The organism is Kitasatospora sp. NBC_01287 (assembly GCF_026340565.1).
Classification (GTDB): Bacteria; Actinomycetota; Actinomycetes; order Streptomycetales; family Streptomycetaceae; genus Kitasatospora.
Window position 1 is genome coordinate 2289609 of record NZ_JAPEPB010000001.1, and the last position, 24731, is coordinate 2314339.

The window sequence follows — 24731 nt, forward strand, 5'->3', positions numbered from 1 at the left end:
TGACCGGTGTCCGGATCGCCCGGTGACCGGCGCGCCCGGTGACCGGATCGCCGGGGGCGCGCCCGGGAAATCGCTTGGCCGGTGCGCCGTCCGCCGTCAGGATCACGGGATGGAACTCTCGGTGCCGGTCAGCGGCGGCAGCATATGGGCGGACGACACCGGAGGGATCGGCCCCCCGCTGGTGCTCCTGCACCCGGGGGTCGGCGACTCGCGCATCTGGGACCCGGTCCTGCCGCGGCTCGCCGAGCAGCACCGGGTGATCCGCTACGACGTGCGCGGCTACGGTCGCTCCCCGCAGCCCACCACGCCCTACTCACCGCTGGACGACCTGGTCTCCCTGCTCGACCATCTCGGCCTCGGGCCGGTGCCACTGGTCGGGTGCAGCATGGGCGGTGAGACCGCGCTGGCGCTGGCACTGGCCGATCCCGGGCGCGTGTCGGCCCTGGTGCTGCTCTGCCCGGGGTTCTCCGACTACCCCTGGCCGGCCGAGCCCGACCTGGACGCCGAGTACGAACTCCTCGTCGGGGCGGGCGATGTGGACGGCCTGACGGCGTACGGGCTACGCCTGTGGGCCGCCACCGGGGCCGACCCGGCCGCCGAGGCCCAACTCCGTTCCGCCGCCCTGGCCTGGCCCGGTGAGGACGCGTACCAGCGCCCCTTCCCCCCGGTCTTCGGCCGGCTCGGCGAGATCGGGCACCGGACACTGCTCATGGTGGGCGACCTGGACCGGCCGGCGCTGATCGCGTCCAATCACCAGGCGGCCGCGCGCATCCCCGGCTGCCGGCTGGTCCTGCTGCCCGGCGTCGACCATCTCCCGCCGCTGCGTGCCCCGGAGCCGGTCGCCGAAGCGATCCTGACGCATTGCGGCGGCGCCCCGCACTGACGAAGCGCTCGCGGCTCGCGGCTCCGGCAACCCGGGATGCGGGAACCTGAGCGCCCGACCGGATGTTCGGGCGCGTGGGCGCGTGGGCGCGTGGGCGCGTGGGCGCGCGGGTCGCTGGCAGCGTGCAGCCGCGTCGGCCCGAACCGGTCCCGGCCGGCCCGTACCGCGGCCGGAGCGAAGGAATGCACACCGTTGACTTCCTCCTCGCCCTGAAGGGACGGGGATTCCCCTCAGCCTCACGGCTGAGCCGCCGCGCGTGAGCGCTGCGGTGGGACTACTTCCCGCTGCACCGACGACCGCCCGCCCGGAGTGCTCCGTTGGGGTCTTAAAGGCCAGGGTCCCCTTGGAGGCAGCCGATGGCCACCGTGACCCGGTCGGTCAGGCCCGAACGAAGCCCGAACCTCAGCACTGTCAGTGGAGCGGGCTACGGTGCTGGGCATGGACGAGTACGCGGTGCCGATCCTGCCGAGCCGGGATCTGGACGAAACCCTGGAGTTCTACCGCCGCTTGGGATTCGAGCTGCGCGGCCGATGGAGTGCGGAGGAGGGCTATCTGATCCTCGTCCGCGGCACGGTCGAGCTGCACTTCCGAACGGACTGCGAGCTGGACCCACTGGTCACGGCCAGCAGCTGCTACCTGCAGGTACGGGACGCCGACGCGCTGTACCACCAGTGGGCACAGGTCGGCATCCTCACCGAACCGGCCACCGGCAGCCGCCTGGAACCACCTGTGGACACTGACTACCGAATGCGGGAGTTCGCCCTGGTGGACCGCAGCGGGAACCTGCTGCGGATCGGCAGCCCCAACCCGACGGCGTAACACCTGGGCTGCGCTGGGCTCAAGGGGCGGGCGCGATGGACAGGCGCGGTCGCGGGGCGCGGCACACCGAGGATGTCGTGGCGGGCCTGCCTAGGTGCGCCCTGCCACGGCCTGCTGGTGACCAGTGGTGACGAGACGGGCACAGGATCCGTGCCATCATGATCCGATGCGCCGACTGAGTGTGTTGGGAACGTGCGGGGCCTGGCCGGAGGCCGGACGCGGCGCCAGCGGCTTCCTCCTGGAGTACGACGGGTTCCGTGTGGTGCTGGACCTGGGCTATGCCACCGTGCCGCGGCTGCTGGAGCGCTGCGCGGCTGTGGAAGTCGACGCGGTCGTCATCACCCACGAGCACCCCGACCATTGCGCCGACCTGAGCGCACTCGGCCGCGCCCTGTACTACGGGGAGCGGCGCGGCAGCCCGATGCCGCTCTACTGCACCCCCGGGGTGATCGGCAGGGTGCAGGCGATGGAGCCGTCCGAGGACCTCCTCTCGGTCTTCGCCCCGCATTCGCTCCCGGCCGACCACCAAATCGGCCCGTTCCGCCTGGAGAGCGACCTACTCCCCCACTACGTGCCGCACGCCGGGATCCGGCTGACCGCACCCGGCCTGGCTGTGGCCTACAGCGGCGACGCAGGACCGGGCCCGGCGCTGGACCGACTCGCCGCCGGAGTGGACCTGTTCATCGCCGGCGCGACCCTCCAGGGCGAACCGGCCGAGGGCGCGGACCACCTGCTGATGAGCGCCACCGAGGCCGGCAGCTGGGCCGCCCGGACGGGGGCCCAACGCCTGCTGCTCACTCACTTCTGGCCCGGCAGCGACCGCGAGCGCTCGATCGCCGAGGCGCGAGCCGCCTTCGCCGGTGAGGTGACCGCCGCCGACGAGGGGCTGACGCTCGCCCTCTGACGCCCCGGCCAGCCCCGCCGGGCCCACCGGGCCCGGCGGGCCCGCCGGGTGGCCTGGCTGCCCGACAGCCCGGCCACCCGACGCTGTCCACCCCGTTGGCGGATCCGACGGCCGTGCCCTCCGACGGCTCCCTGCTGCGTCCGCTCTTCCTCGCGCGCCTGACCCGCTGCACTGCTCGGTCCGCAGTGCTACGCGGTCCGCCGTCCTACTCGGTCCGCAGTGCTGTCGCCGTGCGGGTCCTGGCCGCCCATCCGGCCGGCAGCAGCGCGCCCGCCGTCGCGATGACCAGCCCGCCCAGCAGCAACGGCACCAGTACGGGCAGGTGGAAGACGGCCAGGTCCGCCGTCGGGATCCCGGTGCCGGCGGCCGTGCCCATGGCCGGCAGTACGTAATGGTGCAGCACGATGCCGATCGGCACGCCGATCGCACTGGCGACGAGTCCGATGCCGGTGACCGAGGTGAGGACCATGGCGACCGTCTGCTTCGGGGACATCCCGAGCGCCTTGTAGACCCCGAGGTCGTGCACCCGCTCCCGGGTGTCGAGCACCACGGTGTTGAGTACACCGAGACCCGCCACCGTGACCAGCAGAGCGGTGAGCAGCACGGCCAGCCCGTCCATCGCCAGCACAGTGGGGCTCACCCGCGGGGCGCCGGGCAGCGCGGTGATGCCGTACGGCCGCAGCGCCGTGTTGAGGGAGTCGAGGTAGGCGGGGGTGCTGGTCCCGGGCACGAGGTCGATGGCGAAGGTGACCGACTCCGGGTCCACCGCGATGCCCAGCGCGCTCAGGGTGGCGTCGTCGGTCAGCATCAGCATGCCCGAGTCCCGCACCGCCATGGCCTCACCGACGATCCGTGCCGGCGCGGCGCGGCCGTTGCCGGTCAGGGTGATGGTCTCCCCGACGTGCGTTCCGGTGTTCCGCAGGAAGCTGGTGGGGACGACCACCTCGCCCGGCCCATGGAACCAGGAGCCGTGCACCAGCTGGTAGGCCCCCCAGCTGGAGTCGCCGCGGTAGGTGGTCACATCGGTGGGGCCGGCCAGCCCGGCGACGCTGAGCTTGGTGGTGCCGGTGGCGAAGGAGCGGCGAGTGCCTGGCAATGCGGCGATCTTCGCGGCGATCGCGGTGAGGTCGGCCGCGTCCGGCTGACGGGTGGCGGCGGGTGCGTCCGGAAGCGGGGCGACCGGCGCCACCACCGAGCCCGGCAGGTCTCGACTCAGACCTGCCTCCACCGCGTTCAACGAGAGGGTCAGACCGGTGCCGAAGGTCACCCCGACCGTACCGAGGACCACGGCAGCGATCATCACCCCTGATCGTCCGGGCTTGGCGAACGGAAGGCCGAGGCCCAGGCTCATCGCGCGCGGTAGCCGCAGCCGTCCCAGGAAGTGCTGGACGACCCGTCCGCGTCCGGCACTCGGGGTGCGGCCGACGGCCAGTGCCTCGACGGTCCGCAGCCGTCCGGCCCGCAGCGCGGGGACCAGGGCGGCCGCGGTGACTGCGGCCAGTGCGCCGAGCGGCACCACGAGGTCGATCCACGGGGCGATGGTGACCGTGCCGCCGCTCAGCGCATGCTGCTGCAAGGTCAGCACCGCGGTCGCCATCAGGTTGCCCAACAGCACGCCCAGCACGGTGCCGACCGCCGACGGGATCAGTGCCTGTCCGACGTAGGCGCGCGCCACGTGACTCGGTGTGAAGCCCAGTGACTTGAGGATGCCGATCCGCCGGGTGGAGGCGCTCACCGCGCCGCTGACCACGATGCTGATGATCAGGACCGACATGAAGAGCGCGATCAGGCCGAAGACCACGATGAACGGCACGAAGGTCGCCGTGTTCCGCTGCGCCTGCAGCTTGCTGCTCAGGTAGGACTGGACCCCGGTCATCGCACCGGCCGGCACGGCGGCGGCAAGTGCCGCGCGGTCGGCGTCCAGTTGGGCATCCGTCCCGGCCTGCGCGAAGCGGTAGCTCATCTGGTAGTCGGGCACGGCGCCCGGCGGGGTCAGGGCGGCGAGCTGGTCCGGCGATACCCAGGCATCGGCGCTGCGGCTCATCGACCGGGCGATGCCGACGATGGTCAGCGCCGGACTGCCCGGCAACTGCGGAAAGACCAACTGGTCTCCCACCCCGACCGGCTGAGGGTCATCGCTCAGCACGATCTGGCCCGGACCAGTGAGCCAGTGGCCGTGGATCAGCGCCAGGTCGTCGATCGGGCCGCCCGCGTCCGCCCGGCCTGCGGTCAGCATCGAGGGAAGCGAGGAGCCCACCGGCAGGCCGTCGTCGTTGCGGCCGGCGTGCGGGGTGAGCTGCAGCTCCGCGCTGGGCCCGGTCGCGGCGGTCACCCCGGACATCCTCGCGGTGGTGGCCAACTGCGCGGCAGTGACCTTGGACGGGTCGAACTGCGCGGTCAGATGGGCACCGTGCTGCTGGGCGAAGGCGTGGTCGAACGGTGTCTGCGAGGCTTGCAGCAGCCCCAGAGCCAGCACCGAGGCGGTGACAGCCGCGAGGGTGGTCAGCGTGATCACCAGGCTCTGGATGCGCCGCCGGCCGACGCCGGCCCTGATCACCTTGCTCAGGGCGCTCATGCGCTCATCACCGGCCGGACCACATCGCGGACGATCCCACCGTCGAGCAGCTCGATCGTCCGGCTCGCGCACGCCCGCGCCAGCGCGGTGTCGTGGGTGACCAGCAGCAGGGTCTGCCCGGCCGCGTGGAGCTCGGTGAGCAGCTCACGCACATCAGCGGCCGCCGCGCGGTCCAGCGCACCGGTCGGCTCGTCGGCGAGCAGCAACGGCGGACGGTTCATCAGGGCCCTGGCCACCGCCACCCGCTGGCGCTGGCCGCCGGAGAGCCGGCCGGGGAACGCCCCGGCATGTTCGTCGACCCCGAGCTGCGCCAGCAGCTCCAGGGCTCGTCGGCGCGCCTTGACCGCGGGCAGGCCTGCCAACTGGGCGGGCAGCAGCACGTTGTCCAGTGCGGTCAGGTCGTCCAGCAGGTTGAAGAACTGGAAGACCATGCCGATTCGCGCCTGGCGGTACCTGGCAAGACCGGCCTCGGTCAACTGGTCGACCCGCAGGCCGTCCACCGTCACCGAGCCGGCGCTCGGACGGTCCAGCCCGGCGATCAGGTTGAGCAGGGTCGACTTGCCGCTGCCGGACGGGCCGAGCACGGCCAGTGCCTCGCCGGCGGCCACCTCTAGATTCAGCCCGGACAGGACCGGTCGCCCCGCGTCGTATGTCTTCGTCACGTCGCGGATCTGGATGATCGGTGTGCTCATGGCTCCTCCATGGTCGCGTGGTCAGCATGTGGTCAGGGGCGGATGGTCAGGGGCGGATGGTCAGGGGCGACGGCCGGGGCGGACGGCCCTGGGCGGATGGCCGGTCGGCCGATCCCCTTGACGACTACGACGCTAGAAGCGAGCCGGCCTGCGGCGACATCGGTCTGAGCGGTGTCTCTGGGGTGTACGTAGGTACACCCCAGAGAGACAGCTCAGCCCTCCTGCGAGACCGGCGGAGCGCCCGCCAGACTGTCCGTGACCGACTCGACCCGAAGGAGGAACGACCGTGAGCAGCACCGAGATGACAGCTGAACCGCGGGCCGCGCGACGCGGCGCACCCACCGGCTTCGGCCGGACCTTGCTCGCCGCCCCGCGCGGGCTGGCGCTGCTGGGGGTGGCCCTGGGCGGAGCCGGCGTACTGCTGGCCGTCCCCCTCCTGATTCTCGGCGTCTGGGTCGCCACTCGGATCCCGTCGACCGACTCGGACCGGCACGCGGCTTTTCTGTGGCTGCTGGTCCCGCTGGTCCCCGGGTGCGCGCTCGCCGTGCGAGGCATCGCGGTGCTGACCAGACGGCTGGCCGAGCCCTGGTGCGGGGTGGCGATCACCGCCCCCTACCGCCCGATGCCCGCCGGCCCGCACCCGACAGGCCTCCGCCCCCGGTTGCTCCGGTGGGCCCGCCGGTTGCTGACAGATCCCGCGACCTGGCGGGACCTGGCCTGGACGGCGGTGACAGGGTGCGCCTCGATGCTGGTGCTCTTCCTGTCGGCCTGGCCCGGGTTCCTGACCCTACGGGTGCTGAGCGCGATCTTCGGGGTGCAGTTCGGCCCGGTCGGCCAGGATCACGTCGGCCCACGGTCGTTCTCCTTGGTCAAGGGCCTGATCATGCTGCTGACCTTCCCCTTCCACCCGCACAGCTTCCCGATCTGGGGGGCCACCTTCACAGGCCTGCTGATAGTGGTCTTCACCGTCTGGGCCGGCCCCCGGGTGCTGTACGGCTACGGCCTGGCCGCCCGGTCACTACTCGGGCCGACCCAGGAGGCCGAACTGGCCCTGCGGGTCCGTCACCTGGCCGCCACCCGCTCCGACACGATCGACTTCGGCGCCGCCGAGCTGCGCCGGATCGAGCGGGACCTGCACGATGGGGCGCAGGCCCGGCTGGTGGCGATGGGCATGACGCTCAGTGCGGCCGAGTCGCTCTTCGAGTCCGACCCTGGAGCAGCTCGGGCCCTGGTGAGTGAGGCCAAGGGCTCCTCAGCGAAAGCACTGGCCGAGCTGCGGGACTTGGTGCGTGGCATCCATCCGCCGGTGCTGGCCGACCGCGGCCTTGTCGACGCGGTCCGCGCGCTGGCCCTGGACCTGCCGTTGAAGGCGCACTTCAGCGGCGAGTTGACCAACAGGCTGCCGGCTGCCATCGAATCGGCAGCCTACTTCGCAGTCAACGAGTTGCTGGCCAACATCACCAAGCACGCACAGGCCACGCAGACCTGGATCGAGATCGGCCATACTGGATCGGTCCTGCGGATCAGCGTCACCGACGACGGCCGCGGCGGCGCCGACCCCGCCCAGGGCACCGGCCTGCGTGGTCTGGAGAGGCGGCTCGCCGCGTTCGACGGCATCCTTGCGGTCAGCAGCCCGCTCGGCGGCCCGACCATCGCGAACCTGGAGATTCCATGCGCGTCGTCATCGCCGAAGACCTCTTCCTCCTGAGGGACGGCCTGACCAGGATGCTGGAGGCTCACGACATGGCCGTCGTCGCCGCCGTCGACACGGGCCCCGGCCTGCTGGCCGCCGTCACGGAGCACCGGCCCGACCTCGCCATCGTCGACGTCCGGCTGCCGCCGACCTTCACCGACGAGGGCCTACGCGCCGCCCTGGCCGCCCGTCAGGAGCAGCCAGGGCTACCGGTCCTGGTCCTCTCCCAGTACGTCGAGCAGCTCTACGCCCGCGAGTTGCTCTCCGGCGGCAGCGGCGGCATCGGCTACCTGCTCAAGGACCGGGTCCTGGACAGCGCACAGTTCGTCGACGCAGTGCGCCGGGTCGCCGACGGAGCCACCGCCATGGACCCGGAGGTGATCGCCCGCCTGCTCACCCACAACGCCGCCAACAGCGCGGTGGCCGCCCTCACCCCCCGCGAGCGCGAGGTGCTCGGCCTGATGGCCGAGGGCCGCTCCAACGCCGCCATCGCACAGCAACTGGTCATCACCGAGCGCGCGGTGGCCAAGCACACCTCGTCCATCTTCCTCCGCCTGGATCTGCAACCCTCGGACGACGACAACCGCCGGGTGCTGGCGGTGCTGGCCTACCTCAACGGCTGACAGCACCTCAGTCGGCCGCACTCCCCGCTCCGGCCTCCTTCCGCACCCCGCCTCTACCTCGCCCTCCGTCCCTTCCTCGCCCGCTCCTCGCCAGGAGGCCCCTGTGCGCACCCGTCTCCGCGTCCTTCACCTGCAGGGGCGCACCTACCGCTGGACCGCCCGGATCGGCTACACCGTGGTGGACGACGACATCCGCCGCTGCATCCAGGTGCGCGTTCGCGCCGGTGGGAAGACCGGCTGTGTCCTCATGGCCCATTTGATCAGCAACAGCCCTCCCGGCCCCTGGGGCATCTGCACCGACTCCACCCACCCCACGCCGCGCGACATGCACACCCTGATCGAGCAGGCGCTCGCCCAGGGTTGGGACCCGGACACCATGGTGGGCGGCTTCACCCTCCGATCGGGAACGAGTGGCACGCTGTCGGCCATCGAGGTCCACCGCGGGAGCTGACCTCGGGACTGTCCGTGGCGCCTGACACGAGCCTGGCATGGGCCCTGCCCTGCCAGCGCCCCGCCCTCGCCCTCGCCCTCGCCCTCGCCCTCGCCCTCGCCCTCGCCCTCGCTCCAGTCTTCGCTGGTCTCGGCCAGCACCCCTGGGCGGAGCTGGAACACGCCTACGGCAGCGCCTCGGACGTGCCCGGCCGCTTGCGCGCACTCGGCGGCGACATGGTCCCCCGCTGACCTCACGCCCCGAAGCGGGCCACGAACTCCGCCAGCCCCAGGTTCAGGTCGATCGGTTCCAGCTCCGCGTCGTAGTCGGCCCACCGGACGAGGGGAACAGCGGGAGCCAGGGCTCGCAGCAAGCCGTGCACCACCGTCAGGGGGGCGGACCAGGGCTCCTTGTCAGCGAACGAGAGGACGCCGTACTCGGGGTCGAAGAACACCTCGCACCAGTGGTCCTCGACCGGTACGTGCAGGACGAGCAGGCCGTCGGCGGGCTCGGAGACGGTGGCGCCGGGCCAACGCTCCGGCACGGCCCGAGCGAGCTGGTCCGCGGTGAACGTCCATGCGGCGCCGGCCTGGCGGTCGGCGCTGATGTAGAAGGTGGCCCCCATCGGTGGCGCCCCGTCCTCTCCCTGTCTCCTCCGGCCCGGCCCGGCCCGCTCTGCTCCGCTGCTGTCCGGTGCTATCCGGTCTGGTCCGGTCCGGTCCGGTCCGGTCCGATCTGCTCAAGTCCGCTCCGTCCGCTCCGCCCACTCCGCTCCGCTCCGGTGCAGTGCGGTGCGGTGCGGTGCGGTCCCGTACGACGGGATCCTACGGAACGATCCGGGTCTCGCCGGGTACCTGCTGCGCCGTCATCAGCGCGGCGAAGTAGGCGGCGGCCGGCGGGTCGTTGGTGATGACCTCCAGGTGGTTGACCTTGTTGCGCGGGTCCTGGAAGGCGGAGGCGTACTTCTGCATCTTGAACGTCTCACCCTTCACCGTCGACTGGTACACGTAGTCCGGCACCTGGTCGATGTTGCCCAGTCGCATCGGCGAGCCGCAACCCTTGGACGGGGCTATGTACTTGGCGTCGATGGCGGCGCCGTCCGAGGGGCGCACCCCGTCGGCGTCCATGCTGTACTGGGTGCCCTGGGCGTTGTCCCGGTCGATGGTGGTGTAGAGGCTGTACTCGGTCGAGCCGGCGACGCGCAGCTGGTAGGCGCGGCGGGCGTCGACCTTGGCATTGCCGCTGGGGCCGGGCAGTTGGGTGGTACGCCCGTCGGCGGCCAGCTGCGCCATCCACGTCCGCACGTCCGCCTGCCCCGAGGGGGAGAGTTCGGGGTACGCGCTGGCGGGGTCGCGGGCGATCGGCGGTGTGCCGGGCACGACGGTGTAGGCGGGCGGCGTGGGCGCGGCGGCGGCCGTCGCGGAGGAGGCGGAGGCCAGCACGAGCGCGGTCCCGGTGACGGCGACCGCGCCTGCCGTGGCCACCGGCACCAGGCCGGCGGCGGCCTGGTTGACGATGGTCGCGGTCTCGGCGAGGACGGCGAGCTCCGCACTGCCCTCGACCTCCGCCGTCATGGCGAGGGCCGCGCTGCCGGCCTCGGCGGCGATGGCCGCCTCGCCACCGGCCGCCGCGGCATCGGAGGCGCCGAGGGTGAAGATGGTCAGCGCGATCCCGGCCCCGGCCACGACCGTCGCGCCGGCGGCCAGGCCCTCCAGGGTGGAGCGGAGGTCGTCGACCGCCTGCGCGTAGGACGTGCAGGCGGCGTCCAACTGGCCTGCGGCGGCGGCGATGCTGTTGAGCAGCGGGGCGGTGGCGCAGTCGACGTACATCTTGGACCAGTTGGCGACGAAGGAGTCGACCGCGGCGGCGGAACTGCTCGCGGTGACGGTGCTGACCTGCTTGTCCCCCTCGATCCCGAGTCGGCTCACCAACTGCGCGAGGTGCTGCCAGTCGGTCGCGGCCTGGCGCAGCTTTCCGGAGTCGGCCTGCGGCCAGAACTGCGCGATGATCTCGTCCACCGCCGAGGAGTTGTACCCGACCGCGGACGGGATCCGGATGTTCAAAGGCTCCTGGTCGCACTGGGGATCGGAGTCGGCGGGCAGTTGCTGCGGCTGCATCAGGTTCGCGGCGATGTCGGCGTCGCTCCTGAGGTAGTTCAGCGCCATCGTGTACAGCCCGTTGGCGGTGCCGCCGAGTTGGGCCACGGCCTGGCCGACCGCGGAGACCACCGCTTGGGCGGCGGGATCGTACTGGGTGCCGAAGGCGTGCCCGGCGTCGTCGGCACCGGCCATGCCGGACGCGTCGTCCATGGAGCCGACCAGGCCGCTGTGGATCTGCGTCGCCCAGTTCTGCAGGTCGGTGAAGCCGGCCGAGGCGGTGAGCATGTCCGTCGGGACGACGTGGAATCCGCCTGCCATGTCCACCCCCTGGCTGTGGCACGCGACCGGTGCCCACCGTAGCAAGGGATGGCACACCCGACTCCCCCCGTGCGCCGGGTTCTCGTCCGATTCAGCCCGGTGATCAGGCAACCGCCGACCCGACCCCTCCCGCGCGAATGGATCCCGCTCGGCTGACGTCCCACACCACCACCGCACACCACCACCGCAACACCATCAGTGCACAGCATCGGTTCACGCCACCACCGCACACCATCACCACCGGAAGCGCGGCAGGGAAGAATTCATAACACTCCCACACGCATTCCCTCGAAAGCCGTTAAGATAAACCGCAGAGGAGATTGAGAGAATGATATGAGAATACCTCTTTGGCAGGCCTTCGCATTCTTTCTCCGGGCCGCTGTAGCGTGGCACGAGTCGCCGAGTCAGGAGTAAGCTTCCTCCAGAATGTTGGAGGACGATCTTTTGTCCGTGAATTCGTCGTGCACGGCCGCGGGTGAGGGCGAGTGAGCGCAATGAAAAGCCTGGTGGACGGCCTGACACCTGCCGAGACCGCGCTGCTGTCGGCACTCTCCTCGGAGGGCAGGGAGAATCCCTATGCACCGCTGGCGGAGCTCCGCAGGATTGCCCCCGTCCACCACTGCCGACAGGATGACCTGGACACCCGATTCCTGACCAGATTCGCCGATTGCCAGGCCGTACTGGCCGATCCCGGCTTCGCGGTCCCGGACCGGTCCTGGCTGCTCCGGGAGCGGCCCGCCTGGGCGGGGCGCCCGGCGGCGGACTTCTTCTACTCCTCACTGCTCGGCTCGAACGCGGCCGGTCATGAACGGCTGCGCCGACCGGTGCAGCGGGCGTTCGGCACCAGGCGGGTCGCGGCGCTGTCGGCGAGCGTGGCCGAGCACGTCGACACCCTGCTCGACCAGTTCGCCGACGCCACCGCGGCCGGCGGTGCGGCCGACTTCCAAGCACTGGTGGGATATCCGCTGGCGATCGGCGTGGTGAGCGAGCTGATCGGCGTCCCCGCGGCGGAGCAGGATCGGTTCCAGTGGCTGGGGCAGGAGGCCGCACGGCTGCTGGAGCCGGTGCGCACGGCAGCGGACTGGGAGCGGGCCGACCAGGCGGTCGTGGCCCTGCGGGAGTACTTCGACGGGTTGCTGCGTGAGCGACGGGCACGGCCGGGCGAGGACCTGGCCTCCAGCCTGCAAGCCCACCCGGCCGCTGCCGAACCACCACTCACCGGGCGCGAGTTGGCGGATCTGCTACTGCTGGTCACCGTGGCCGGCTTCGAGACCACCGGGGGTCTGCTCGGCACGGCGGTGTTCGCCCTGCTGACCCACCCCGAGCAGTTGGCGCTGCTGCGGGCCGATCCGGGGCTGCTGCCCGGCACGGTCGAGGAGTCGCTGCGCTGGGACGGGCCGGTGCTGATGACCGAGCGGCTGGCCGCCCGGCCGATGGAGGTGGGCGGGGTGGTGGTCCCGCCGGGCGGCAGCGTGACAGCGGTGCTCGGCGCGGCGAACCGCGATCCCACGCGGTATCCGGACCCGGACGCGTTTCTGGTGCGGCGACCGAATGTCCGGGTGCTCAGCTTCGGCGCGGGCGCGCATCACTGCCTCGGCGCGGCACTCGCCAGGCTGGAGGGAGCCGTGCTGCTCGAACGGCTCTTCGCCAGGTTCCCGACACTCGGCCTCGCCGGGCCCCCGGTGCGGCGGGACTCCGCCTGCCTGCGGTCGTTCGACGCGCTTCCGCTGGCCACCACCGACTAGCCCCCCCCGGGGGCCGCCGCCCCACCCCGCACCGCCCACCCTCGAAGGACGTGCCGTGAACTTCTTGCATCGCGAACGCGCCGTACTCGAAACGCTCATGCCCGGGTTGGACCAGGCCCTCGCGCGGTACCCGCTGGCGGAGTTGGAGTGCTCGCCGAGCCCGGCGATCCAGGCGTTCCGCGAGGCCGGCGGCCCCGGGCTGCTGGTGCCGACGGCCAACGCCGGTTCGGGAGCGAGCGCGCTGCAGGCCGTGCGGGTGCAGCGGGCGGTGGGCGCCCGCTGCCCCTCGCTCGCGGTGGCCACCACGATGCACCACTTCTCGATCGCGGGGCTGGTCGAGGCCGCCAAGTACGGCACCGGCCTGGAAGGGCTGATGCTGGAAGCCATCGCGAAGGACCGGATGCTGGTCGCCTCCGGGTTCGCCGAGGGCCGGGCGGGTCAGAACATCCTCAGCCCGCACATCACCGCCGAGCGGCGCGGTGACCGGATCGTGCTGAACGGCAGCAAGATGCCGTGCAGCCTCTCGCGTTCGATGGACCTGCTGACAGCCTCCGTGGTGCTGCGCGGCGAGGACGGCGTGGACCGGCTGGGCGTCGCCCTGATCCCGGCCGCCACCCCGGGGATCACCGTGCGCCCGTTCTGGGGCACGCCGATCCTCGCGGGCGCCGAGAGCGACGAAGTCGTGCTCACCGAGGTCTCGTTGGACCCGCAGCTGGTGGTACCGACCGAGGTCACCGCCGACGCCGTGCCGGACGCGCTGAACGTGGCGGGCTTCCTCTGGTTCGAGGTGCTGCTGACGGCCGGCTACCTGGGGATGGCCAGCGCACTGGTGGAGCGGACGCTGCTGCGCCGAGGTGGCGAGCATGACGATCCGACCCCCTACCTGGTCGCGGTCGAGGCGGCGATGCTCGCGGTCGAGGCCATCGCCCGCGCGATGGCGGAGGAGGAGTGGAGCGAGGCACTGCTGGTCCAGGCACTGAGTGCCCGGTACGCCGCGCAGGACGCGATCGCGAGCACCACCAGGACCTGCTTGGCGGCGTTGGGCGGCATGGCGTTCATCGGCTCCCCCGAGGGCTCGTACCTGGCCTCGGCCGCCGTCGGCCTGACCTTCCATCCGCCGGCCCGAAGCCGGATGGCCCGCCCGCTGCGGGACTTCCTGGACGGTCGCCCGTTGCGGATCGGCTGAGCCGGTGTACGTGATGGAGTCGGACACCGCCGACGGAGCGGGCTACCGCGTCGAACTGCTGCGCAGCGTCGAGGAGCTGCCGCGCGATCTCTGGGAGCGGCTCGCGCCCCGCGACGACCCGATGTGGGCCCGAGGCGTCTTCACCGCTCTGGAGCACGGCAGGGTCGGACCCAGCGGCTACGCCTACCTGACACTCAGTCAGAACGACGCACTGGTAGCCGTTCTGCCACTCTGCCTGTTCCGAGACCTGCGATTGGACAGGATCGTCGGTCCGCGCGAGCGACGCCTGCTGGCGCCGGTACGCAGGCTGCTGCCCCGGCTGTTGCGGGTGCCGATGCTGTTCTGCGGCAACCTGCTGGGACAGGGCCACGTGCTGGCCCCGGGGACGCTCGGCGAGGAGGCCGGCCGGGTGCTGGTGCGGGCGGTCCTCGACTTCGCACGGCGCGAGGGGCTGGGCACGGTGGTCTTCAAGGACTTCACTCCGGCGGACCTGGACCCGCTGCGCACCGCGCTGCGGGCCGCCGACTTCTTCCTCGTGCCGAGCCTGCCCGACACCGAACTACGCTTCGGCAGCACATCGTTCGACGAGTACCTGGCCGCGCTGCCGGCCAAGCCACGGCGCAACGCCCGCAGCAAGATCCGCAAGTTCGAGAGCAGGACCGAGCTGCGGATCGAGGTGCTCGACGAGTTCGAGCACCTGCTGCCGCAGCTGCTGTCCCTCTACCAGCAGGTGATGGACCGGGCCGACCAGACGCTCGACGTGCTCGACGCCGCCTTCCTGGCCGCCGTGCAGGGCGGCGTCGAGCTGCGCCGGCGCCTGGTGGTCTGCTTCGAGGGGGAGCGGCCGGTCGCCTTCCTGCTCTGCCTCTTCGCGGGCTCGGGGGCCACCGGCGCGCGGATCGGCCTGGACTACCGCCTGGCCCACGAGGCGCGGCTCTACCACAACGTGCACTACGCGGCGATCCGACTGGCGATGGCCGACGGCTGCCGCCATATCCGGTTCGCCCAGACCGCGTACCAGCCGAAGCTCGAACTGGGCTGCGAGCTGGTCGAGCAGTGGTACGCGATGACCCACGTACGCCCGCTGCCGCGCGCGGTGCTGCGGCGGCTACTGCCCCGGGCGCTGGCCGCCGCGCTCGCCGAGGCGCTGGGGCCGCACGCCCCGGCGGCCGAACACCACGAAGAGAGGTCGCGTCATGCCACGCGTTGAAGTGGATCTGCGCATCGCCGTCCCGCCCGAGGACGCCTGGGCGGCGGTGGTGGACGTGCTGAGCTACCCGGACTGCATGGAGAGCGTCGATTCGGTCGAGATCGTCGACCAGCGCGACGAGCGCCATCGGACCACCGCCTGGTCGGTCCGGCTCAAGGGATCGGTCCTGCGATGGACCGAGGCGGAGCTGATCGACCAGCAGGCACGTCGCTTCGACTTCGAGCAGGTCAGCGGCGATCTGGGGGAATTCACCGGGCACTGGGCGGTGCGGCCCGCACCGCCGAACGGCAGCACGGTCTCGCTGCACGTCGACTTCGACATCGGCATCCCGCTGCTCGCCGAGATGCTCAACCCGGTGGCGGCGGACGCACTTCGGGAGAGCGCCGCGCAGATGCTCGCGGCCCTGGAGCAGCGGCTGCTCGACCAGCGGCAGGCGGGCGACCCGGAGGCGTTCGAGCAACAGCCGTCCGGCCGGCAGTCGTCCGGCCTGCGGCTGCCCGGCCGGCAGTCGCTCGACCAGCGGCTGCCCGACTCGCAGGCGGTGCGGTGAGCGACGCCCCGGTGACCGCGCGGGCCGAGGCCGCCGAGGTCTTCGACCAGTTGCGCCGCCACCTCTCCCCGAAGCTCGCGCTGACCGGCAACTTCGCCGGCCGCGGCGCGGTGGAACAGCACGCCGACGGCTGCCGGGTGACGCTCTCCGACGGCCGCACCGTGCTCGACTTCGGCTCCTACGCCGTCACCCTGCTCGGGCACCGCCACCCGGCGGCGGTCGCCGCCGTCCGCCGACAGCTCGACACGATGCCGACCTCCACCCGGAGCCTGGCCAACCCGGTCGCGGCCCAGGCCGCCGCCTGCCTCTCCGGATACCTGGGCGACGTGTTGCCGAAGGTCTACTTCGGACTGAACGGCGCCGACGTGGTGGAGGTCGCGGTCAAGCTCGCCCGCCTCGCCACCGGGCGCGGACGCGTGCTGGCGGTCCGCGGCGGCTTCCACGGAAAGTCGCTCGGCGCACTCGCGCTGACCCACCATCCGCTCTACCGGGCCGGCCTGCTCGGCTGCCTGGCGGACGTGGTCCACATCGCCCCCGACGACCCGGCGGCAGTGTTGCGCGAGGTGGCCGGCGGCCAGGTGGCCGCCGTCGTCCTCGAACCGGTGCAGGGCGAGAACGGCGCCGTCCCACTGGCGACCGGCGTGCTGCGGCAGTGGTGCGCGGACGCCGCCGAGCACGGCAGCTTCGTCATCGCCGACGAGATCCAGTGCGGGCTGCGCCGGTGCGGGGAGCGCTCGGTCGCCCTCGCCGACGGACTGCCCGTCGACGCGGTGCTCTTCGGCAAGCCGCTGGGCGGCGGTGTGCTGCCGCTGTCGGCGATGCTCTGCTCGGAGCGGCTGTACGCCCCGCTGGCCGCCGATCCCTTCCTGCACTCCGCCACCTTCGGCGGCCACCCGCTGGCCTGCGCGGTGCTGCCCGTGGTGCTGCCCGCGATCGAGGAACTGGCCGAGCACGGGCGACTCCTGTCCGCGCAGTTGGACGGGGTGCTGGAGCGGATCCGCGTACGGTATCCGGGTGTCGTGCGCGAGGTGCGCGGGCGCGGGCTGCTGCGCGGGATCGACTTCACCTCGCCGCAGGCCGCGGGCTCGGTGGTGATCGAGCTGGCCGGCGCCGGACTGCTGGTGTCGCCCTGCCTGAGCAGCCCCACCACCGTGCGCCTGCTGCCCCCACTGGTCAGCGCACCGGCCGACATCGCGCAGGCGGCCGACATCCTCGACGCCGCGATCGCGGTGGCCGAGCGCACCGTGCCGGCGTACGAAGCCAATTGACGCCAATTGACGCCGCTTGGTGCCGGTTTGACGCCGGTTTGACGCCGTTGACACCGCTGACGCCACCGGGTGTAACTGCCGCACGACGCGGCGGAAGGACGACCACATGCCCACTCGCGAGGAACTGGCCCAGACGGTCAGGACGGTCATCTCGGACGTGCTCGGCACCGAGCCCGCCGAGGTGCACGAGAGAACCAGCCTGCTGGAGGACTACGGGATCGACAGCCTGGAACTCATGGAGATCGGGGCCCGGTTGGAGCGGACCCTGAAGGTGCGGATCGAGCTCCAGGATCTGACGTCGGCCCAGAACGTGGGACATGCCATCGATCTGCTCGAAATCCGTCTGGCGGTCCGGTGATGGAAGGCCGTCATCCCTCGGGCGGCCACCGGGTCGCCGTTACCGGAATCGGCGTGAAGTCCCCGGCGGGCAACGACCTGGACACCGCGTTCGCCTCGGTGCTGGCCGCCAGGTCCACCGCGACCCGGGTCGAACGGCTGGCCGAAAGCGACCTGCCGGTGCACTTCGCCTGCCTGGTACCGCCGTTCGACCTCGACGCGTACCTGACCCGCCGCGAGTCGCGGCAGATCGACCGGACCACCCAACTGCTGCTGTGCGCGGCGGCGGACGCCGTCGCCGCGGCCGGGCTGCCCGCCGACCAGCGACTCGACCGGGTGGGCGTGCAGATCGGCACCGGGATCGGCGGCCTGCCCAGCATGGAGGCCGTCACCATCAGCCACGCGGACCGGCCCAGGGACATGCCGGTGCACACGGTGCCGCGGACCATGGCCAACTCGCCCGCCTGCCGACTGGCGCTGCGCTACGGGTTCCAGGGCGCCTGCACCACCTACGCCAGCGCCTGCGCCAGCGGCACCACCGCGCTGGGCGAGGCGGCGCGCAAGGTCCGCTACGGCGGGCTCGACGTGGCGGTGGCCGGTGGCGTCGACTCGGCGGTCACCACCGTGGTGATGGGCGCCTTCGCCCGGATGCGGGCGATGTCCACCAGGAACACCGATCCCGCGCTGGCCAGCCGTCCGTTCGACGCCGACCGGGACGGGTTCGTGATGGCGGAGGGAGCGGCCGTCCTGGTCCTCGAACGCTGGGACGCGGCCCGCGCGCGCGGCGCCGTGATCCACGGCGAGATCGCCGGGTACGCCGACAACTGCGACGCCTTCCACATCGTCGCCCCGCACGAGGACGGCGAGGTCGCCGGCCGTTGCATGCTCCAGGCCATCGCCGACGCCGGGCTGTCCACGGCGGACATCGGCCACATCAACGCCCACGGGACGTCGACGGTGCTCAACGACCGCGCCGAGGCCCGAGCGATCCACCGAGGCTTCGCCGGCCAGTCACCGCCGGTCACCGCCGTCAAGGGCGTCACCGGTCACCTGATCGGCGGCTCGGGCGCGCTGGAGGCCGCGCTCGCCCTGCTCTGCGCCGCGCGTGGCGTGGTGCCACCGGTCGCCAACCTGGTCGGCAGCCCGGAGACCGACCTGGTGGACCTGGTCAGTGGGACACCGCGCACCGTGGCGCCGGCCCCCGTCCTCTCCAACTCCTTCGGCTTCGGCGGTCAGAACGCCTGCTTGGTCCTCGCTCCCGCCCCCTGACCACCGGTGACCCCGACCACCGACGATCCTGACCACCGACGATCCTGACCACCAGTAGTTCCGGCCACCCACTACGCCGGCCACCAGCAACTCTGACGATGAACAGGTGAAGCCTTGCGAGTCCTCCTCACCGGCGCCACCGGAGTGATCGGCACCGAACTCGTGCGGCGGCTGAGCACCGCCGGCCGCTACCGCGACCACACCCTCGTCCGGGTGGCCCGGCGCCGCGAGGACGACGCCCTGGTGCGCTGGCGGATCGGCGCGGAGCCACCGCCCACGGCCCTCGGCGGCCGCTGGGACGTGATCGTGCACACGGCGGCGAGCACCCGCTGGACCCTCGGCCGGCCCGAAGCGGTCGCCGCGAACATCGAGCCGCTGCGAGCCGTGCTGCGCCTCGCGGACCGCGACACCCACCTCGTCCACGTCTCGACCGCCTACGTCGGCGGCGTCCGCAACCCCGAGGACCTGCGCGGCGCCGAGTTCGAGGGGTACCGCAACGGATACGAGTGGTCCAAGGCACAGTGCGAGCGGATCGCCCGCGAGGAGCACCCCGGCCCGCTGACCCTCGTCCGGCCGCCGCTGGTGGTCGGCCGGCGCGGCAGCGGCGAGATCGCGCGCTTCTCCGGCCCCTACACCCTGCTCCAGGCGCTGGTCTCGGGCCTGGCCGCCGTGGTGGTCGGCGACCCGGCGGGCTACGCCGAGATCAGCCCCGTGGACGAGGTGGCCGACGTGATCGCCGCCGCCGCCCTCGGCCCGCCCCCGCGGCACCCTCGCACGGAGGTGGTCGCCGGCGGTCCCGCGAGCCTGACCCTCGACGCGCTGCTCGACGTCGTCTGCACCACCCTCAACGAGTGCCGCACCGCCCAGGGCGTGGACCCCATCGAACGCCCGCCACTGGTCTCCGGCGACACCTGGGACCGCTTCTTCCTCCCCCTCGCCGACCAGTACCTCTCGCCCTTCCAGAGCCAGGCCGTGAAGCTCCTGGCCATGTTCCAGAGCTACACCAGCATGACCCAGCCCTTCGAACCCACCCGGTCGGTCGTGGACCCGGCCCAGGTCATGGCAGCCTCCGTCCGCTACTGGGCCGCCCAGCGACCCCGCCTCGCGTTGGCACGCCCCGAGCGGTGGACGCTGCTGGGAGTGTCGTGAACCCCTGCGTCCGCTGCCACCGACGCCCTTGAGGAGCGCCTCCCACGCTCGACAGACCGGCGCCTCCAGCGTCGTACGGTCGGCAACCGACCGCACCAGAGGAGCTCGGCGCGGCGCCGGGGCTCGGCGACCCGTGGAGTCGGAGCCGGTGGGCGCCGTCCCCGCGACCCTCGCGGGCGGCGACGGCGGGCACGTCCTGTGCGTGTCGACGTCGCTGGTCGACCGCGCCGACGCGCGCATTCCCGCGGCACTCGCCTCGCTGGCCAAGGGCGGCCCGGTCGCGGCGACGCGCTGAACTCAGCGGTGCTCGGGGTTCTCGAAGTCGAAGCGGCAGCCCGCGTCCCACTCGGAGCGCTGGTTGCCGTGGGCCGGGATGCCGCCGGCGTCCTTGAGGATGCGGGCCAGGTGAAGCTGGTTCCACGTCATGAAGGTGGCGTTGCGGTTGGTGAAGTCGTTCTCCGGGCCGCCGGAGCCGGGATCGAGGTAGGACGGGCCGGGGCCCGCCTCGCCGACCCAGCCGGCATCGGCCTGCGGGGGGACGGTGTAGCCGAGGTGCTGGAGACTGTAGAGGACGTTCATCGCGCAGTGTTTGGCGCCGTCCTCGTTCCCGGTGATCAGACAACCGCCGACGCGGCCGTAGTAGGCGTACTGGCCCTGCTCGTTGAGGATCGACGAGCACGCGTAGAGGCGCTCGATGACCTTCTTCATGACGGAGGAGTTGTCGCCCAGCCACACGGGCCCCGCCAGCGTGAGGATGTCGGCCGACATGACCTGGGAGTAGATGACAGGCCATTCGTCCGTCTCCCAACCGTGCTCGGTCATGTCCGGCCAGACGCCGGTGGCGATGTCGAGGTCCACGGCCCGCAGGACGTCCACCTGGACGCCCTGGCGCTGCAGGATACCGGTGCTGACGTCGATCAGGCCCTGGGTGTGGCTGCGCTCGGGCGAGCGCTTGAGGGTGCAGTTGATGACCAGGGCGCGGAGGTCGGTGTAGGTGGTCGGGGTGTCCGGCATGGCGGCGCCTTCCGTCAGGGGGGTGAGCGGGCAGGGCGAGCTGGGCCCCTGTCCACTCCAGCAGACCCGTCCGGGTCACGCCGGTCGGGCTGAGCCGGATGCATGACGGATCGAGCTGACCGATCGTCTTGTCCGCCCCGCTACCCGGTGTAGGTGGCCTGGAGCAGCTTCTTGTCGGGCTTGCCGACCGGGGTGAGCGGGATGGCGTCTAGCACATGGACCACGCTGGGGGTGTACATCGCGCCCATGTGCTCGGCGACATGCGCGCGCAGCCGGTCGGGGTCGACGGTGCGGCCCCGGGCGGGCACGACGGCGACGCGGACCTCCTCGACGGCGTCCGGCCCGGGGACCCCGAAGGCCGCGCAGGCGGCCACGTCCGGCTGGGCGAGCAGGAGTTCCTCCAGCTCGGTCGGGTACACGTGGCCGCCCACCACGATGATCATGTCCTTGAGGCGGTCCACCAGGTAGAGGTAGCCCTCGTCGTCCAGGTAGCCGACGTCGCCGGTGCGGACCCAGCCGTCGCGCAGCACCTCGGCGGTCAGCTCCGGCTGCTGCCAGTAGCCGGTCATGACCTGGGAGGTGCGCACCGTCACCTCGCCGCGCCGCCCCGGTGGCAGCACCGCGTCCGCCTCGTCGCGGATGGCGAGTTCGATGCCCGGCACCGCCCGGCCGACCGGGACGACCGGGCCGCCGAGCCGGGTCGGCGTGTGCTCCTCGGGGGGCAGCAGGCTGATCAGGCCGGCCTCGGACTGGCCGTAGGCGCCGAAGAGCACCGGCCCGAACCGCTTGCGCGCCTCGCGCAGCCGGACCGGGGAGGCGGCGCAACCGCCGTAGATGATCCGCCGCAGGCTGGAGAGGTCGGTGGTGGCCGACCCCGGTTCGTCGAGCAGCCGGTAGAGCAGGGGCGGCAGCACCCAGAGGTCGGTGATCCGCTCCCTCTCGACGGCGGCGAGCACCTGGCCGGGGTCGAAGCCGCGGTGCAGCACAGCGGAGCCGCCGGCCAGCAGCGCGGCATCGGTCATCATCCCGGCCAGGTGGGCCAGGGTGGAGGAGGCCAGGAAGCGGGGCGGAGCCTCGGCGCCGGTGGCGGCGGCGAATCCGGTGAGCGCCTCGCCGTAGCCGGCGTTGGGCATCCGGATGCCCTTGGGCGTGCCGGTGGTGCCCCCGGTGTGCCGGATGCACCAGTCGTCCTCGGGGCGGGCCGCACCCGGCAGCGGGGCGGCGTCGCGCGATGCGGCGCGGGCCAGCAGGTCCTCACCGAGCGGGCTCGGGCCGAGGGTCAGCACCACGGCGGGGCGCACCTGGGCGAGCAGCCGCTCGGCCGTCGCCCGGGCCCGGGGCTCGGCGATCAGGGCATCTGGCTCGACGCTGCGGACGATCTCGACCAGCGGCTCGGCGGCCATGCCCTCGTACAGGGCGACGATCCGGGCGCCGAGCAGGTTCGCCGCGTACCGGGCCGTGATCAGCTCGGGCCGGTTGCCGGAGAGCAGCACCACGGTGCTGCCGCGGCCGATGCCGAACGCCGCCAGCTCCCGGGCCAGCTGGTAGACGCTCGCCCGGAACGGCCCGGCCGCCACCTGCCGGCCGCCGGCCGTGGTCAGCACCACCCGGCCGGGGTCCCGGGCGAGCACGCCGAGCACGGACTCGACGTAACTGGTGAACCCGCTGGGGGACGTGACGGCCAGGGACTCGGCCAGGGACTCGGCCATGGTGGCTCCTTCGTGGTCGCCGGGCACCACCGCCGCGTCTCCGCTCCACCCGCGTGTGGCGGCGCATCCCGGATCGGACGCGTCGGCGACGGGTCCCGGGCAATCCGGACGCCCGCACGGGCGCTGCGCGCCGCCAGGCGTTCGGTATCCGGCACCTTCCGTTCATCGCTACCCACTCAGCGGAGTGGCATGCTCAGAACCGGCGGTCCGGCAGGAATCCGTGGCCGCGCCGATCCCGCCCGGCGGGTCAGCCGCCGGCGCCCGGCGCGAAGAGCCCGGAGCCACCGAGCCCGGTCTCGATCAGCCGCGCCGCGCGCCGCACCTCGGCCGTCACCGCCGCGTGCACCCGGGCGGGCGCGAGCGTCCCCGCGCCGCCCGACTCCCCGCCCAGGCGCTCACCCGGCTCCCCGCCCAGTCCACCCAAGTGCCTGGCCAGGCTCTGGAACTGGATCCGCCACAGGCCGATCAGCGCGGTGGCCGCGAGCTGCGGCTCGGGATCCTCCGGGCGCAGCCCCGCGCGCCCGGCCAGAACCTCGGCGGCGGTCGCGACCAGCTGGTCCGTCAGCTCGTGCTGGTGCGCCCGCAGGGACGGGGTGGACCTGCTCAGCGCGCCGAAGCGGAGGAACTGCGTGACGGCCAGGGCGTGGTCCTCCTGGGCGGCCAGCCAGGAGGTCAGCGCGGACAGCTCGTCGGCGAGGATCCGCAGCGCCGCCTCGACCGGCGGCACGCCCGGCTCGCCCAGGCCTGCCCGCAGCGCGGCCCCGGTGGCCTGCCAGCGGTCCAGGATCAGCGCCTCCTTGGTCGGGAAGTAGTTGTAGACCGTCTTCTCCGACACCCCGCAGGCCTCGGCGACCTCGGCCACCCGGACGGCGTCGAAGCCCCGCTCCAGGAACATCCCGGTGGCCGCGTCGGAGAGCTGCTGCCGCATCAGCCGCTTCTTCCGCTCCCGCAGCCCCTGCGGCTCGGACTCCCCCGCCGCGGGCCGGAACGCCGACCAGTCCACCGTGCGCACTCCCATGCCGCCAGCATAGTGCAGCGGCCAGATATTTTCTGTTACCGTAACTTTTTAGTAGCTGTAAAAATAGCTGTTCGAGTAACTGCCCGATGAAAGGCGTGCCCGATGAGCGGCATCCACCTCGTCCACGACTACCCCCATCCGCCCGCGAAGGTCTGGCGCGCCGTCACCGACCCGGCGCTGGTGCCGCTGTGGGCCGCGACCGGCGCCGGCGGCCGGCCGGTGGGGTTCACCACCACCGTGGGCACCAGGTTCCGCTTCGTCGCCGAGCCGAAGCCGGGCTGGAGCGGCATCGTCGAGTGCGAGGTGCTGGAGGTCGACGAACCCCGGCTGCTGCGCTACTCGTGGACCGGCGACGACGGCGGCGACCTGACCGAGGTCACCTACCGGCTCGAACCACACGCCGGCGGCACCCGCTTCCGCTACGACCACACCGGCTTCACCGGCGTCGGCGGGTTCTTCATGGCCCGGCTGCTGGGCACCGTCCGGCGCAGGATGCTCGCCGTCGGCCTGCCGGCGGTGCTGGACGACCTCGACGACGACGGCCGGCTCCGCCCGCCGGGTCAGCGGTCGGCGCGGTCGGCGCGGTCGGCGCGGTCGAGGTAGGCCAGCACCGCCAGCACCCGGCGGTTGTCGTCGTCCGAGGGTGCCAGGTCCAGCTTGCCGAAGATGCTCGCCGTGTGTTTGGCCACCGACCCCTCGCCGATCCGCAGGCGCTGGGCGATCGCCGCGTTGGACCGCCCCTCGGCCATCACCTCCAGGACCTCGCGCTCGCGCGCGGTCAGCGAAGCCACCGGGTCCTTGCGGGACTTGGGGGCCAGCAGTCCGGCGACCACCTCCGGGTCCATCACGGTGCCGCCGGCAACCACGGTGCGCAGCGCGTCCATGAACTGGCCGGCGTTGAAGACCCGGTCCTTGAGCAGATAACCGATGCCGCCCGCGCCGTCCGCGAGCAACTCGCGTGCGTAGAGCTGCTCCACGTGTTGGGAGAGCACGAGCACCGGGAGCCCGGGTCGACTGCGCCGCGCGCCGATCGCGGCCCGCAGTCCCTCGTCGGTGAAGGTGGGCGGGAGCCTGACATCGACGATCGCCAGGTCGGGCCGCTCCTCGCTCAGCGCGGTGAGCAGCTCCGCCCCGGTCGCGACGGCGGCCACCACGGTCAGGCCGTGCGCGGTGAGCAGGTGGGTCATGCCGTCCCTGAGCAGGTACAGATCCTCGGCCAGGACAACACGCACACGGACTCC

25 protein-coding genes are annotated in these 24731 nt (G+C 72.4%); 17 read left to right on the forward strand and 8 right to left on the reverse strand.

Annotation, left to right across the window (positions count from 1 at the left end; genetic code table 11):
- The first annotated feature begins 109 nt into the window (after positions 1-109).
- The 3 genes from OG455_RS09670 to OG455_RS09680 all read left to right on the forward strand — a co-directional run bounded on the left by OG455_RS09670 (position 110) and on the right by OG455_RS09680 (position 2606).
- On the forward strand, positions 110-883 hold the full coding sequence (locus OG455_RS09670; RefSeq protein ID WP_266292120.1) for an alpha/beta fold hydrolase: 774 nt from the start codon (positions 110-112) through the stop codon (positions 881-883).
- A gap of 438 nt (positions 884-1321) precedes the next feature.
- Positions 1322-1702, forward strand: coding sequence for a VOC family protein (locus OG455_RS09675; RefSeq protein ID WP_266292122.1), 381 nt, complete (start codon positions 1322-1324; stop codon positions 1700-1702).
- Between the two features lie 166 nt (positions 1703-1868).
- Complete coding sequence (locus tag OG455_RS09680; protein WP_266292124.1) at positions 1869-2606, forward strand: MBL fold metallo-hydrolase; 738 nt, start codon at positions 1869-1871, stop codon at positions 2604-2606.
- A gap of 205 nt (positions 2607-2811) precedes the next feature.
- On the opposite strand, the gene OG455_RS09685 is transcribed toward OG455_RS09680, so the two are convergent.
- A complete protein-coding gene (locus OG455_RS09685; protein WP_266292126.1) occupies positions 2812-5181 on the reverse strand; it encodes an ABC transporter permease in 2370 nt (789 codons plus the stop codon).
- Positions 5178-5873: an ABC transporter ATP-binding protein gene (locus OG455_RS09690; protein WP_266292128.1), complete on the reverse strand. Its 696-nt coding sequence runs from the start codon at positions 5871-5873 to the stop codon at positions 5178-5180. The genes OG455_RS09685 and OG455_RS09690 overlap by 4 nt, the downstream gene beginning before the upstream one ends.
- Before the next feature lie 286 nt (positions 5874-6159).
- On the opposite strand from OG455_RS09690, the gene OG455_RS09695 reads away from it, so the two are divergent.
- The 4 genes from OG455_RS09695 to OG455_RS09710 all read left to right on the forward strand — a co-directional run bounded on the left by OG455_RS09695 (position 6160) and on the right by OG455_RS09710 (position 8870).
- Positions 6160-7581 (forward strand): histidine kinase, encoded by a 1422-nt coding sequence (locus OG455_RS09695; protein WP_266292130.1) that lies wholly within the window; start codon positions 6160-6162, stop codon positions 7579-7581.
- The gene (locus OG455_RS09700) at positions 7545-8189 is read left to right on the forward strand and encodes a response regulator transcription factor (protein WP_266292132.1); all 645 of its coding nucleotides are present in this window, start codon (positions 7545-7547) and stop codon (positions 8187-8189) included. Before OG455_RS09695 ends, OG455_RS09700 begins: the two co-directional genes overlap by 37 nt.
- A gap of 103 nt (positions 8190-8292) precedes the next feature.
- The gene (locus tag OG455_RS09705; RefSeq protein WP_266292134.1) at positions 8293-8640 is read left to right on the forward strand and encodes a hypothetical protein; all 348 of its coding nucleotides are present in this window, start codon (positions 8293-8295) and stop codon (positions 8638-8640) included.
- 14 nt (positions 8641-8654) lie between these two features.
- Entirely contained in the window at positions 8655-8870 is a 216-nt protein-coding gene (locus OG455_RS09710) for a hypothetical protein (RefSeq protein WP_266292136.1), read from the forward strand.
- A 2-nt stretch (positions 8871-8872) separates the two neighbouring features.
- On the opposite strand, the gene OG455_RS09715 is transcribed toward OG455_RS09710, so the two are convergent.
- Both OG455_RS09715 and OG455_RS09720 read right to left on the reverse strand, forming a co-directional pair.
- Complete coding sequence (locus OG455_RS09715; RefSeq protein ID WP_266292138.1) at positions 8873-9244, reverse strand: hypothetical protein; 372 nt, start codon at positions 9242-9244, stop codon at positions 8873-8875.
- A 199-nt stretch (positions 9245-9443) separates the two neighbouring features.
- On the reverse strand, positions 9444-11036 hold the full coding sequence (locus OG455_RS09720; RefSeq protein WP_266292140.1) for a restriction endonuclease fold toxin-2 domain-containing protein: 1593 nt from the start codon (positions 11034-11036) through the stop codon (positions 9444-9446).
- A gap of 494 nt (positions 11037-11530) precedes the next feature.
- Between OG455_RS09720 and OG455_RS09725 the strand changes: the two genes are divergently transcribed.
- The 9 genes from OG455_RS09725 (at position 11531) to OG455_RS09765 (ending at position 20044) form a co-directional block, all read left to right on the forward strand.
- The gene (locus OG455_RS09725; RefSeq protein ID WP_266300712.1) at positions 11531-12781 is read left to right on the forward strand and encodes a cytochrome P450; all 1251 of its coding nucleotides are present in this window, start codon (positions 11531-11533) and stop codon (positions 12779-12781) included.
- 55 nt (positions 12782-12836) lie between these two features.
- Entirely contained in the window at positions 12837-13967 is a 1131-nt protein-coding gene (locus OG455_RS09730) for an acyl-CoA dehydrogenase family protein (RefSeq protein WP_266292142.1), read from the forward strand.
- Between the two features lie 13 nt (positions 13968-13980).
- Positions 13981-15177, forward strand: coding sequence for a GNAT family N-acetyltransferase (locus OG455_RS09735; protein ID WP_266292144.1), 1197 nt, complete (start codon positions 13981-13983; stop codon positions 15175-15177).
- Positions 15164-15727, forward strand: a complete 564-nt coding sequence (locus tag OG455_RS09740; protein ID WP_266292146.1) for a type II toxin-antitoxin system RatA family toxin — start codon at positions 15164-15166, stop codon at positions 15725-15727. The genes OG455_RS09735 and OG455_RS09740 overlap by 14 nt, the downstream gene beginning before the upstream one ends.
- Positions 15724-16995: an aspartate aminotransferase family protein gene (locus OG455_RS09745; protein ID WP_266292148.1), complete on the forward strand. Its 1272-nt coding sequence runs from the start codon at positions 15724-15726 to the stop codon at positions 16993-16995. The genes OG455_RS09740 and OG455_RS09745 overlap by 4 nt, the downstream gene beginning before the upstream one ends.
- Positions 16996-17101: 106 nt before the next feature.
- Positions 17102-17353, forward strand: coding sequence for an acyl carrier protein (locus OG455_RS09750; RefSeq protein ID WP_266292150.1), 252 nt, complete (start codon positions 17102-17104; stop codon positions 17351-17353).
- Entirely contained in the window at positions 17353-18600 is a 1248-nt protein-coding gene (locus OG455_RS09755) for a beta-ketoacyl synthase (protein ID WP_266292152.1), read from the forward strand. The genes OG455_RS09750 and OG455_RS09755 overlap by 1 nt, the downstream gene beginning before the upstream one ends.
- 114 nt (positions 18601-18714) lie before the next feature.
- Positions 18715-19749: an SDR family oxidoreductase gene (locus OG455_RS09760; RefSeq protein WP_266292154.1), complete on the forward strand. Its 1035-nt coding sequence runs from the start codon at positions 18715-18717 to the stop codon at positions 19747-19749.
- Positions 19750-19897: 148 nt separating this feature from the next.
- Positions 19898-20044, forward strand: coding sequence for a hypothetical protein (locus OG455_RS09765; RefSeq protein WP_323185451.1), 147 nt, complete (start codon positions 19898-19900; stop codon positions 20042-20044).
- 2 nt (positions 20045-20046) lie between these two features.
- Here OG455_RS09765 and OG455_RS09770 read toward each other — a convergent pair whose 3' ends face one another.
- From OG455_RS09770 to OG455_RS09780, 3 genes are all read right to left on the reverse strand, one after another.
- Entirely contained in the window at positions 20047-20763 is a 717-nt protein-coding gene (locus OG455_RS09770) for a flavodoxin family protein (protein ID WP_266292156.1), read from the reverse strand.
- A 140-nt stretch (positions 20764-20903) separates the two neighbouring features.
- Entirely contained in the window at positions 20904-22472 is a 1569-nt protein-coding gene (locus tag OG455_RS09775) for an AMP-binding protein (protein WP_266292158.1), read from the reverse strand.
- Positions 22473-22719: 247 nt separating this feature from the next.
- Positions 22720-23490, reverse strand: a complete 771-nt coding sequence (locus tag OG455_RS09780; RefSeq protein WP_266292160.1) for a TetR/AcrR family transcriptional regulator — start codon at positions 23488-23490, stop codon at positions 22720-22722.
- Positions 23491-23592: 102 nt separating this feature from the next.
- On the opposite strand from OG455_RS09780, the gene OG455_RS09785 reads away from it, so the two are divergent.
- Positions 23593-24093 (forward strand): SRPBCC domain-containing protein, encoded by a 501-nt coding sequence (locus OG455_RS09785; protein ID WP_266292162.1) that lies wholly within the window; start codon positions 23593-23595, stop codon positions 24091-24093.
- On the opposite strand, the gene OG455_RS09790 is transcribed toward OG455_RS09785, so the two are convergent.
- A complete protein-coding gene (locus OG455_RS09790) occupies positions 24051-24722 on the reverse strand; it encodes a response regulator transcription factor (protein ID WP_266292164.1) in 672 nt (223 codons plus the stop codon). The genes OG455_RS09785 and OG455_RS09790 overlap by 43 nt on opposite strands.
- Between the last annotated feature and the right edge of the window lie 9 nt (positions 24723-24731).